Raw genomic sequence first — 11897 nt, 5'->3', positions numbered from 1 at the left:
TGTCTGAAAAATTATGTGGAGACAGCTCCTTTTGTACCACTATTTTTATTTTAAATGAAACTAAATGGGCCATAATAACGTATATAAGGTGTAGCTTTTCAAGTAGAGAGGAGAAAAATATGCGTAAAATTTTTCTTGGCTTTGTTGTCTATGCATTAGCCGAATTGGCGTTATTAATAGTTATTGGACAAAATATAGGTGTTTTCAGTACATTGTTACTTATCATTGCAACCAGCATTATTGGTATGTATGTGATGAAAAATAAAGGCATGAATTCTATTCAAAATGTTAAACAAACAATGGCACGTGGAGAGGCTCCAGGAGCTGCTCTAGTGAACACACTTTTAACATTTAGCGGTGGATTACTTTTAGCCTTACCAGGATTTTTAACAGATCTTATTGGTTTACTGCTACTTATGCCCTTTTCACGAAAAATGTTTCAACCGCTTGTCTATTATTGGATGCGTAAGCAAATGAAAAAAGGTCAATTTATTATCGTTCAAAGATAGCATTTTCCTTAAGCTTGACCGCTAAAAATAAAAAGATGGGGCTTAGTAAAATTCCATAAAAACCAAATAATAAAATAGAGGCAGCACTGATAAAAAATGTATGGAAGGTACGTAATTGAAGTGTATTTGACCATAGCATGGAATCAGCAAGCTGCCTCGTTAATTGGACAAATAAATAGAGAAGTAGCATCGCTATACATAAAAAGGTATTGCCATTGAAATAGAAATAAATGCTCATCGGTACAAGAAACACGCCAATACCGAAAAACGGTAGCACATCTGCGAAGGCTACGATAAATGCTTTTATAATGGCTTGTTCAAATTGAAGGATCATAAATCCTGCACATAGAATAAGTAGAGTAATTGTAAATAATTGAAACTCTACAAACAGAAAGTAATGAAAAAGCTGCATGATTTTTGCAAAATGTGATTGCCATTCATGTCGAAATTTTTTAGGCACATACTGAAAAAACCAATACCGTGATTTACGTGTTTCTAATAAAGCAAAATAATAGGCCACTAAAAAGATAAATACTTCAATTACATGTTTCATTAATAATTGAAAAAGATCGGCTGTATAGACAAGGATAGAATCAAAAATAGATAATGATTTTTCCTTTAAAACTTGCATAAATATAGATTCATATTCACTAAAAAGTGGAAAATTTTGCAATGTATCGCGGATTTCTGGAAAGATGAGAATAATACTGTTGATCGATATAAGTACAAGTAGAAAAATACAACCTAAAATCAATATTTCAACAATAATTGCTGCTATCCAATAAGCAATTCGACAGTATTTATGTAAAAAATTTATAATAGGATACGTCGAAAATGATAAAAAAATAGCAAGTGAGACAGGCAATACAAACCAAAGTATGATTAAATAAAAAATAAACAGCAACATACTTGTAGTTCTTTCATATGAAAAATATTTTAAATTCCTCATTTTTACAATTTCACCCCACGTTTATCGAAACATTAATGTCAAAATATACAAAACAAACTCTTTAACGTAGATATATGGTCGTTCGTACGTCTTTTTCTTTATTTGTTGAATTTCCATTCACAAAGCTGTCAAAAATGATTATAATAGCAATGTAAGCGATTTACTTAATGATTCATATGAGCAAAAATCGTAAATGTCAGATAAAAAATGCATTTACAACAAAAATTAAGAATGAGGGAGCGATAATTTTATGTCAGCAACTAAAGGTTTAGAAGGTATCGTAGCAGCGGAATCTAAAATTAGTTCAATTATCGATGATACACTTACATATGTTGGTTACAACATTGATGATTTAGCAGAAAATGCGTCATTTGAAGAGGTAATTTATTTATTATGGCATACTCGTTTACCAAAAGAGGACGAGCTTGCTGAATTAAAACAACAATTAGCAGACAATATGTCTATTCCACAACCGATTATTGATCAATTCAAAACATACCCACTGTCAACTGTACATCCAATGGCTGCGTTACGTACTGCAGTATCTTTACTTGGTGTATTCGATGAGGAAGCGGATGTTATGGATCCAGAAGCAAACTATCGTAAAGCGATTCGTCTACAAGCGAAAATTGCTACAGTAGTAACTGCATTCGCACGCGTTCGTAAAGGTTTAGAGCCAGTTGAACCAAAACCTGAACTAGGATATGCGGCAAACTTCTTATACATGCTAAATGGTGAAGAGCCAGCAGCTATTGAAGTGGAAGCATTTGATAAAGCACTAGTTTTACATGCTGACCATGAATTAAACGCATCTACATTTACAGCACGTGTATGTGTAGCTACATTATCAGATGTTTATTCAGGTGTTACTGCTGCAATCGGTGCACTAAAAGGACCACTTCATGGTGGCGCAAATGAGCAAGTAATGAAAATGTTATCAGAAATTGGCTCACTTGATAATGTTGAATCTTATATTCAAAATAAATTAGATAACAAAGAAAAAATCATGGGCTTCGGTCACCGTGTATATCGTAAAGGCGACCCACGTGCACCACATTTACGTGTAATGTCTAAAAAATTAACTGAACTAACTGGTAAACCAGAGCTTTATGAAATGTCAGTTAAAATTCATGACATGATTGTAGAACAAAAGAAATTACCTGCAAACGTAGATTTCTTCTCTGCGTCAGTGTATGATTCTTTAGGTATTGATCATGACCTATTTACTCCAATTTTCGCAGTATCACGTACTTCAGGTTGGGTAGCACATATTCTTGAGCAATATGCGAATAACCGCCTAATCCGTCCACGTGCTGAGTATGTTGGACCAGGCATGCAAAAATATGTTCCAATCAGCGAGCGCTAATTTGGAAAATATGCTAGAATGTTTAGGACTGTGTTATCACTAACACAGTCCTATGATTATGAATTTAGGAGGCAACAGAATGTCAAACAAAATTGTAGTTGAAAATGGCGTACTTAATGTACCAAACAATCCAGTAATTCCTTTCATCGAAGGTGATGGAATTGGACCAGATATTTGGGCTGCAGCTTCACGTGTAATTGACGCAGCAGTAGAAAAAGCTTATAACGGTGAAAAGAAAATTGAATGGTTAGAAGTTTTAGCGGGTGAAAAAGCATTTAACCAAACAAATGAATGGTTACCACAAGAAACTTTAGATAAAATCAACGAATACCTAATTGCAATCAAAGGTCCTCTTACTACTCCAATCGGTGGTGGTATCCGCTCTCTAAACGTAGCGTTACGTCAAGAACTTGACTTATATGTATGCTTACGTCCAGTACGTCACTTTGATGGAGTGCCTTCTCCAGTTAAACGCCCAGAAGACGTTGATATGGTTATCTTCCGCGAAAATACAGAAGACATCTATGCTGGTATTGAATTCGAATCTGGCTCTGAACAAGCTCAAAAAATCATCAACTTCCTACAAACTGAATTTGGTGTAAACAAAATTCGCTTCCCAGAAACATCTGGTATCGGTGTAAAACCTGTATCTAAAGAAGGTACGGAGCGTTTAGTACGTTCAGCTATCGAATATGCAATTAAACACCAACGTCCATCTGTTACTTTAGTTCATAAAGGTAATATTATGAAATTCACTGAAGGTGGATTCAAAAAATGGGGTTATGAATTAGCAGAAAAAGAATTTGCTGATCAAACATTCACTTGGAACCAATATGATGCAATCAAAGAAGAGCAAGGCGAAGAAGCAGCAAACAAAGCACAAGCTGACGCTCTTGCAGCTGGTAAAATCTTAGTTAAAGATTCTATCGCTGATATCTTCTTACAACAAATCTTAACTCGTCCAACTGAGTTTGATGTAGTAGCTACAATGAACTTAAATGGTGACTATATTTCTGATGCATTAGCTGCACAAGTTGGTGGTATCGGTATTGCTCCAGGTGCGAACATTAACTATGTAACTGGACATGCAATCTTCGAAGCTACTCACGGTACAGCTCCAAAATATGCTGGTCAAGATAAAGTAAACCCATCTTCTGTATTACTTTCTGGTGTATTAATGCTTGAGCACTTAGGCTGGCAAGAAGCTGCTGACATGATCACTCAATCTGTTGAGAAAACAATTTCTTCTAAAGTTGTCACTTATGACTTCGCACGTTTAATGGACGGTGCTACAGAAGTGAAATGTTCAGAATTCGCTAATGAGTTAATCAAAAACCTATAATTTTCTATGTTAATATAGAGTTCATCACAACAAGCAAATGCTTGATGATGCCGATATAATTAGGGTAAAAGTAAATTTCTATTAACTTACGTTGAATAAAATATTTACGAGAAACTTGTTTAATAGAGGGAGTGAGATATAGTTCTCCTCCCTCTTTTAAAATATATAACCTAATTTAAAGGAGCGTATTGAAATGTCTCTGAAACGAAAAAAAATCTCAGTAATTGGTAGTGGCTTTACAGGTGCTACAGCAGCATTTTTAGCGGCTCAAAAAGAACTTGGTGACATCGTGCTCGTTGATACGCCACAAGGAGAAAATCCAACAAAGGGAAAGGCGTTGGATATGTGGGAAGCAGCGCCTATACAAGGCTATGATTCTTACGTGAAAGGTACTTCGAATTATGCAGATACGGCTGATTCTGATGTAGTTATCATTACTGCTGGTGTTGCTCGCAAACCAGGAATGAGCCGTGATGATCTTGTTCAAATCAATCAAGGCGTAATGAAAGCTGTTTCAAAGGAGATTGCCGAATATTCACCAAATGCTACAATTCTTGTGCTGACAAATCCAGTGGACGCCATGACTTACACAGTATACAAAGAAACAGGTTTCCCGAAAAACCGTGTAATTGGTCAATCAGGTGTTCTTGACACAGCTCGTTTCTGTGCATTTGTTGCGGAGGAATTGAATGTGTCTGTAAAAGACATCTCTGCTTTTGTGCTAGGGGGTCATGGTGATACGATGGTTCCGCTAACACGCTATTCATTTGCTGGCGGCATTCCGTTAGAAACATTAATTGCCACGGATCGTTTAGAAGAAATTGTGGATCGTACACGCAATGGCGGTGCTGAAATCGTCAATCTGCTTGGGAATGGTTCAGCATACTATGCGCCATCAGCAGCATTGATTGAAATGGCAGAGGCGATTTTAAAGGATCAGAAACGTATTCTTCCTTCTATCGCTTATTTAGAAGGTGAATATGGCTATCACGATTTATACCTAGGTGTACCAACATTACTTGGCGCAAATGGCATTGAAAAAATCTTTGAGCTGGAATTAACAGACAAAGAAAAGACAGCTTTAGATAAATCAGCAGATGCAGTACGCGATGTGATGAAAATTTTAGCGTAAATAAAAGGCGGGTGGGAGTAATTCCTACTCGTTTTTTTAGTGAAAGAATATATGAATGGGTGGATAACATGCTTAAAATAATGGATAGAGTGGCAAGACTGATGGATAGAACCATAAAATTGATGGATGGCAAAAGCGCAAGCATAACGAAGCAGGAGCTTGCTACTTGTGAATGTTTTATTGTACTTTTAGCATAAAGTTGATACTATGGATGTAGTATGATGGAAAAGGGGTTGGCATATCTTTGCTTCAAAAAAACAGTAAACTTGGTCTCACTATTGACGAAATTACAGTTGGCGAAAAAATTCATATCACGGAAAAGATTGAGGATAGAGATTTATTGTTGTATTTAGGGCTTACAAATGATAGTAACCCGCTATATATTCAACATGATTATGCGGCTATGACATCTTTTCAAAAGCCTATTGTGCCAACAATTATGTTAAATGGTATTATTACATCAGCTGTGTCAAAGTATATTCCTGGACCAGGCGCACGAATTATTGAGCAACATTTAAAATTTTTAGAACCTCTTTATCATTATGAATTGTTTGATACGTTTTTAGAGGTAACAGCAGTTCATAAATTAGACAATACCATTACTGTATCTGTACACTCCTATAATGAGCAAAAACAGCTTGTGATTGAAGGGATGTTATTAGTGACACCACCACTTGCATTATAGACGTCTTGGGATTTGAAATGGGGGTTTCAAATCACTCACGGAGGCATTATTCGTTATGACAAAAACAATTTTAGTGATAGAAGATGAACTTTCCATTGCAACATTATTGAAATATAATTTAGAGCAAGCAGGTTATATAGTGGAAACGGCTGCTGATGGTCAAGAAGGACTAACTAAAGCAATCACTATACAACCCAATTTAATACTCCTCGACTTGATGTTGCCCAAGCTGGATGGCATGGAGGTTTGTAAACAAATTCGTCAGCAGCGTATGAATACACCAATTATTATGCTAACAGCTAAGGATGATGAATTTGATAAGGTATTAGGACTGGAATTAGGGGCTGATGATTATATGACAAAGCCTTTTAGTCCACGCGAAGTATTAGCACGTGTAAAAGCCGTTTTAAGACGTTTCACACAAAATATTGTGACAGATGACAAGGATGAGTCACAAGAGAAAATGTATGAATTTGGGCAATTGCGCGTGTTTCCTGAACGCTTTGAAGTCTTTTTACAAGATGAAGCACTGGAATTTACACCAAAAGAATTTGAACTGCTAATTTACTTACTTGAAAATAAAAATCGTGTATTAACACGTGATCAGCTATTAAGTGCTGTCTGGAAATATGATTTTGCAGGTGATACTCGCATTGTGGATGTGCATATTAGTCACCTTCGCGATAAAATTGAAGAAAATAGCCGTAAACCTATTTTTATTAAAACAATTAGGGGACTTGGCTATAAATTTGAGGAGCCAAAAACAACATGAAATCAATGAGCAACCGCTTATTTTTGACATTCATGCTTTTAATTGGAACAATACTAGCTGTCCTAATGATTGTGATAGGTCAGCTTTTTCCTATTTATATGAAGCAGTATGATGAACAGGAAAGCTTGCAACGGGAAGCATCCATGCGACAAGTTATAGATGAACATAAGATTGAGTTATCCAAGGCAGACCAAGAGGCATTGTATGCGGCACAGAATGTGGAACATAAGGAATCTTTGCTAACCTCTACACGTATACGCCTCTATATGATACTAGCTCTTCTTTTTGCGATAACACTTACCCTGATTGCTATTATAAGTCGCTATATGATTCGTGATTTTACAGCACCTATTGATAATGCAACTGAAACGGCACTTGAACTGGCAAAGGGTAATTATCGGGCACGTGCACATGAAAATGAACATGAACGTATGAGCCCTCTTAGCCATTCTATTAATATTTTAGCACGTAATTTACAGGATATTACAGCTATCCGAGAAGTAGAAGAAGAACGACTTAAAACATTAATTGAAAATATGGGTAGCTCTCTAATGATGATTGGTCGTGAAGGTAATATATCCATCGTGAACCGGGTCTTTTTAGAGCGTTTTGGGATGCAGCTTGATGATGTGCAGGGCAAAGTATTTCGCACAATTGGCTTACCGCAATCACTTGAGCAATTTATTGATCATGTATTTTTAACAGAGATGCCTTATCGCCAACAAATAAAAAAAATGGAAGTGCAGCAGGAGCTCTATCATAAAGAGGTATATGGGGCACCCGTTATCGGAGACCATGGGCGATGGCTAGGCGTTGTGATTGTTATGCATGATATTACAGAGCTAGTGCGTTTAGAGCAAATTCGCAAAGACTTTGTAGCAAATGTCTCCCATGAATTACGCACACCAATTACCTCGATTAAAGGCTTTTCGGAAACTTTGCTGGACGGAGCCTATAAAGATGAAAAAATGCTGATCTCCTTCCTAGAAATTATTTATAAAGAAAGTAATCGCCTACAAATGCTTATTCAAGACTTGTTAGAGTTGTCAAAAATTGAGCAACATGGGTTTACGGTTAATATTATGCCGATGGGCTTACAGGATGTATTGATTCGTGGTGCAGAGCTAACAGCGCCACGATTGGATGAGAAAAACATGAGCTTTCACGTGGATATAGAGCGGGATGTACAGGTAATGGGGGATGCCAACCGTATTATTCAAATTGTTACAAATTTAATTACAAATGCAATTACCTATTCTCTTGAAAATACAACGGTATCGATTCGCTTAAAGGAAAATGAAACCTACGGCATTATTGAAATAGAGGATCAAGGGATTGGGATTGAAAAGCATGAAATTGCGCGGGTATTTGAGCGATTTTACCGTGTAGATCGAGCACGGAGTCGAAATTCTGGCGGCACAGGCTTAGGGCTAGCGATTGTCAAGCACCTTATAGAGGCTCACCATGGTCGGATACAGGTGGAAAGTGAAGTAGGGGTAGGCACAAAAATGATTGTGATGATTCCGAAAAAATTAACAAATCCTTTACATTCCTAAAATATTAAATTCATATTTGGGCATTATACTTGGTTAGTAGAAACCCCCTATATGAATTACCATAAAGACTTTTAAGCAGTACTGTATTACCCACAACTATATTCCCAGTAATTGAACATTTAGTTGTTAAAATCCTGTTGCCATGAATGGTAATAGGATTTTTTTATACTAGATAAATTATATGAAAATATTTTGAAACTTTTATAAAGCTTTTCCGTAAACAATAGTAATAAGCAAAAGGGAGGAACAACTATGAGTGTGAAAAGGGCACTGATGATCGTTGGGCTTGGCGTTTTTGGAATTATTGCACTTATTACTGTATTTACATCATGGTACACTGTGGATGAATCGGAGCAAGCAGTTGTGATTACATTTGGACGTGCTGATGATACTGTAACAAATCCCGGTTTACATTTTAAATTGCCTTGGCCAGTGCAATCAGTGGAAATTTTGTCAAGGGAAACATTTAGTTTACAATTTGGCTACAAACAGGATAAATCAGGCGAATTGGAAACTTATGATGCTGAAACGAAAATGATTACAGGGGATGAAAATATTGTTTTAACAGATCTTGTTGTACAATGGAAAATTACTGAGCCTCATAAATTTTTATTCAATTCACAAGACCCCGAAAGAATATTACATAGTGCGACATCAAGTGCCATTCGCTCTATTATTGGTAGCTCATCTATTGATGCAGCGTTAACAGAAGGTAAAGCTGATATCGAAGCAAATACACGTCAACTACTGATTTCCCTTATAGAAAAATATGATATTGGGATTAGCGTTTTAGCTGTAAAATTGCAGGATGTAGAATTGCCAAATAAAGATGTACGTGCAGCATTTACAGCCGTGACAGATGCACGTGAAATGAAGAATACGAAAATTAATGAAGCTGAAAAATATGAAAATCAGCGCATGAGTGAAGCTGAAGGTGAACGAGATGCTATTATGTCAAAAGCAAAGGGTGCTAAAACAGCCCGTATCGAGCAAGCACAAGGTGATGTAGCGGTCTTTAATAAAATGTATGAGCAATATAAAGGCAATCAGCAAATTACTCGTGAACGTTTAATTTTAGAGACGCTTGAAAATGTTTTACCAAAGGCACAAATTTATATTATGAACGATGATGGTAGTACGATGAAATACTTGCCGCTACAATCATTACAGCCACAGCAGGTACAAACAGAGAAAAAAGAAGGGAGCGGTAAGGAATGAGTAAAAAAAATAATGATTTTGAGAAATTCCTTCGTTTTTTATCAGGTAAAACGAAACATACTGCCCCAGCTACTAATGGTACAGAAGATAATGTAGTAAAGATGTCTAAAAAAGGACCTAAAAATCTTAAAAAATTTTTTTCTTTAGCCATAACAATAACAGCCGTGTTTGCGCTTGCTATTATCCTATTGTCAAATATTTATATTGTGAAAGAGTCAGAGTATGCTGTTGTCAGGCAGTTTGGTGAAGTTGTTAAATTTGAACGTGAACCAGGATTAAATATGAAAATACCATTTATTCAAAGTGTCACAAAGCTCCCAAAAAACCAAATGACCTATGAAATCTCAGAGGAAGAAATTAATACGAAGGATAAGAAGCGCATCATTATAGATAATTATGCAGTATGGCGCATTACAGATCCTAAGTTATTAATTTCCAATGCAGGCACGATAGAAAAAGTTGAATCACGTATGGAGGAATTTATTTATTCTGTAATTCGCTCAGAGCTTGGAAGAATTAACTATACAGAGATTATTAATGATGAGGATTCGTCGAGAGGGAGCATCAACGATCAAGTAACAAAACGTGTCAATGAACTACTTTCAAATGATCATTATGGGATTGAAGTAGTGGATGTACGTATTCGACGTATTGATTTACCAACTGAAAATGAGCAGTCTGTCTTTATGAATATGATTTCAGATCGTGAATCGATTGCACAAAAGTATCTGTCTGAGGGGGATGCTGCGAAACGCCGTATTGAAGCTCAAACGGATCAGCAGGTGCAGGAAATGTTAGCAACAGCCAGTAAAGAGGCAGCATTAATTCAAGCAGAGGGAGAAGCAGAGGCAGCAAAAATTTATAATCAATCGTTCTCGCAAGACCCTGAGTTTTATTCTTTATACCGTACATTAGAATCGTATAAGAAAACGGTTGAAGAAGACACAGTTATTATTTTGCCAGCTACTTCGCCTTATGCAAATATACTATCAGGCTATATTAAATAACAGCAAATACAAATCGCCTCTCTTCTTTAGGAGGCGATTTTTGTTTGTTATATTTTAGAAGTAATAGAAATTTATAATTTTATATTCCCCAAATTACGATAATTTGATAGAATGATAATGTTTAATATAAACATTTGGGGGTAGTAGCTGTGAAATTGCAAATTCACGTATGGTTTCAAAATTTAGGAATTGCTTGCAGTATAGCTTCATTATTCACACTTTTCTTTCGCCTATCAGATTTTGCATGGGTGACCAAAAGTGTTTATTATATACCTGTGTTTTTTATCATCATCTTTTTTATGAGTATGATGATTGCAGATGATATACGAAATATCTTTAAAAAATTATTTTGGTATGAAAAACGTAAGATCAAGCGTCCTATTTGGCAAGTTGGCATTGGCTTTATTTTCTTTCTAGCTCAAATTAGTACAGTGATGGTATTTAGCCAAGAGCTAACACATCCGCAATTAGGTGGAATGCCTTTATTTTTAGTGTTTGCTTTTATGAATTCCTTTATATTAACGGTTATATATGAAGAAATTTTTTATCGCACAACAATCAAATAAATAATAGGAATCAATCAACTTTCATTCACAGAGCTTTGCCTGCTGAATGAAAGTTTTTTATTGATTCAGCACATGTTTCATGTATCGAAAGCGGCAGCAAATATAAAGAAATGACGAGATCCATGCCTGTTATAGTATGTAAGGATTTAATAGAGGAGTAATGCCGTGCTAAGGCTCATCTATATAGGGGGCTCTTCTAAAAATTTTTTACTTTTTAACCTGAATTTAACCTTGGTATTCTATAGTATATGTGAAAACGATTTTAGCATTAGTGGAGGAGGTAACTAGAAATGAAGAAAATGATGATTGGTAGTGCATTAGCAGTAGGTTTATTGTTGAGTGATGCTGGGAATTCCTTTGCGAATAGTGAAAGCGATGAAGGTAATATGCAAGGGATGGATCTTGAAATGGCTTTACAGGACATACAAGCACAACGAGTACAGTTGTTTGAGGAGCAATTAAATAATCAATTAGAAACTGTTCAACAAAGAAATCAACAACTGATGGAATTAAATAGACAGCTAGGAGAGCTAAATAAAGAAAAGGTAGCTACCCCTGTCGAAGATACAGATAAACAAACCACACTTGATCAACAAATCCAAGATTTAAAAAATCAAATCGATCATTTAAATAATTCACAGCAAATGGAAATGCTGCGCTTGCAAAGCTTGAGTAATAAGCGCAACGAAGCCTTTGATATTATGACGAATTTTATTAAAAAAATGCAAGAGAGTCGATCTTCAATTATTGATAATATGCGTTAATGGTGCAAGCAAAATAGACTAGTGGGAGGAA

General features: G+C 35.9%; 13 protein-coding genes. 12 read left to right on the top strand and 1 reads right to left on the bottom strand.

Annotation, left to right across the window (positions count from 1 at the left end; genetic code table 11):
* Window positions 1-119 precede the first annotated feature (119 nt).
* Complete coding sequence (locus tag MHB44_RS16395) at window positions 120-509, top strand: FxsA family protein (protein WP_341300052.1); 390 nt, start codon at window positions 120-122, stop codon at window positions 507-509.
* Here MHB44_RS16395 and MHB44_RS16390 read toward each other — a convergent pair.
* Window positions 493-1458 carry an AI-2E family transporter gene (locus MHB44_RS16390; protein WP_341300051.1) on the bottom strand — a complete coding sequence of 322 codons (966 nt, stop codon included), beginning with the start codon at window positions 1456-1458 and terminating at the stop codon, window positions 493-495. The two genes, MHB44_RS16395 and MHB44_RS16390, sit on opposite strands and share 17 nt — an antisense overlap.
* A 250-nt stretch (window positions 1459-1708) precedes the next feature.
* Here MHB44_RS16390 and citZ point away from each other — a divergent pair, with 250 nt between their 5' ends.
* From citZ to MHB44_RS16335, 11 genes are all read left to right on the top strand, one after another.
* Window positions 1709-2824, top strand: a complete 1116-nt coding sequence (citZ, locus tag MHB44_RS16385) for a citrate synthase (protein WP_053996451.1) — start codon at window positions 1709-1711, stop codon at window positions 2822-2824.
* A gap of 79 nt (window positions 2825-2903) precedes the next feature.
* On the top strand, window positions 2904-4166 hold the full coding sequence (gene icd / locus MHB44_RS16380; protein WP_341300050.1) for an NADP-dependent isocitrate dehydrogenase: 1263 nt from the start codon (window positions 2904-2906) through the stop codon (window positions 4164-4166).
* A gap of 193 nt (window positions 4167-4359) precedes the next feature.
* Window positions 4360-5298, top strand: a complete 939-nt coding sequence (gene mdh / locus MHB44_RS16375) for a malate dehydrogenase (protein ID WP_341300049.1) — start codon at window positions 4360-4362, stop codon at window positions 5296-5298.
* 68 nt (window positions 5299-5366) lie between these two features.
* Window positions 5367-5495 (top strand): hypothetical protein, encoded by a 129-nt coding sequence (locus MHB44_RS16370; protein WP_341300048.1) that lies wholly within the window; start codon window positions 5367-5369, stop codon window positions 5493-5495.
* 47 nt (window positions 5496-5542) lie between these two features.
* Window positions 5543-5983 (top strand): MaoC/PaaZ C-terminal domain-containing protein, encoded by a 441-nt coding sequence (locus tag MHB44_RS16365; protein WP_341300047.1) that lies wholly within the window; start codon window positions 5543-5545, stop codon window positions 5981-5983.
* Between the two features lie 55 nt (window positions 5984-6038).
* On the top strand, window positions 6039-6755 hold the full coding sequence (locus MHB44_RS16360; protein WP_341300046.1) for a response regulator transcription factor: 717 nt from the start codon (window positions 6039-6041) through the stop codon (window positions 6753-6755).
* Window positions 6752-8311 carry an ATP-binding protein gene (locus tag MHB44_RS16355; protein WP_341300045.1) on the top strand — a complete coding sequence of 520 codons (1560 nt, stop codon included), beginning with the start codon at window positions 6752-6754 and terminating at the stop codon, window positions 8309-8311. The genes MHB44_RS16360 and MHB44_RS16355 overlap by 4 nt, the downstream gene beginning before the upstream one ends.
* A gap of 252 nt (window positions 8312-8563) precedes the next feature.
* Window positions 8564-9529 carry an FtsH protease activity modulator HflK gene (gene hflK, locus MHB44_RS16350; protein ID WP_341300044.1) on the top strand — a complete coding sequence of 322 codons (966 nt, stop codon included), beginning with the start codon at window positions 8564-8566 and terminating at the stop codon, window positions 9527-9529.
* A complete protein-coding gene (locus tag MHB44_RS16345) occupies window positions 9526-10536 on the top strand; it encodes a protease modulator HflC (RefSeq protein ID WP_341300043.1) in 1011 nt (336 codons plus the stop codon). Before hflK ends, MHB44_RS16345 begins: the two co-directional genes overlap by 4 nt.
* 149 nt (window positions 10537-10685) lie before the next feature.
* Entirely contained in the window at window positions 10686-11102 is a 417-nt protein-coding gene (locus tag MHB44_RS16340; RefSeq protein WP_341300042.1) for a DNA polymerase I, read from the top strand.
* A gap of 290 nt (window positions 11103-11392) precedes the next feature.
* A complete protein-coding gene (locus MHB44_RS16335) occupies window positions 11393-11866 on the top strand; it encodes a hypothetical protein (protein WP_341300041.1) in 474 nt (157 codons plus the stop codon).
* Window positions 11867-11897 lie beyond the last annotated feature (31 nt).

The organism is Lysinibacillus sp. FSL H8-0500 (assembly GCF_038051955.1).
Classification (GTDB): Bacteria; Bacillota; Bacilli; order Bacillales_A; family Planococcaceae; genus Lysinibacillus; species Lysinibacillus macroides.
The sequence above is the reverse complement of the archived record's forward strand: the minus strand, read 5'-3'. Positions and strand labels throughout refer to the sequence as shown.

What these genes read in the sequence shown, in the direction of transcription:
- MHB44_RS16335 (WP_341300041.1), top strand. Translation starts at nt 11,393, where the DNA reads ATGAAGAAAATGATGATTGGTAGTGCATTAGCAGTAGGTTTATTGTTG.
- MHB44_RS16395 (WP_341300052.1), top strand. Translation starts at nt 120, where the DNA reads ATGCGTAAAATTTTTCTTGGCTTTGTTGTCTATGCATTAGCCGAATTG.
- MHB44_RS16345 (WP_341300043.1), top strand. Translation starts at nt 9,526, where the DNA reads ATGAGTAAAAAAAATAATGATTTTGAGAAATTCCTTCGTTTTTTATCA.
- MHB44_RS16355 (WP_341300045.1), top strand. Translation starts at nt 6,752, where the DNA reads ATGAAATCAATGAGCAACCGCTTATTTTTGACATTCATGCTTTTAATT.
- mdh (WP_341300049.1), top strand. Translation starts at nt 4,360, where the DNA reads ATGTCTCTGAAACGAAAAAAAATCTCAGTAATTGGTAGTGGCTTTACA.
- icd (WP_341300050.1), top strand. Translation starts at nt 2,904, where the DNA reads ATGTCAAACAAAATTGTAGTTGAAAATGGCGTACTTAATGTACCAAAC.
- MHB44_RS16370 (WP_341300048.1), top strand. Translation starts at nt 5,367, where the DNA reads ATGCTTAAAATAATGGATAGAGTGGCAAGACTGATGGATAGAACCATA.
- MHB44_RS16390 (WP_341300051.1), bottom strand. Translation starts at nt 1,458, where the DNA reads ATGAGGAATTTAAAATATTTTTCATATGAAAGAACTACAAGTATGTTG.
- hflK (WP_341300044.1), top strand. Translation starts at nt 8,564, where the DNA reads ATGAGTGTGAAAAGGGCACTGATGATCGTTGGGCTTGGCGTTTTTGGA.
- MHB44_RS16360 (WP_341300046.1), top strand. Translation starts at nt 6,039, where the DNA reads ATGACAAAAACAATTTTAGTGATAGAAGATGAACTTTCCATTGCAACA.
- citZ (WP_053996451.1), top strand. Translation starts at nt 1,709, where the DNA reads ATGTCAGCAACTAAAGGTTTAGAAGGTATCGTAGCAGCGGAATCTAAA.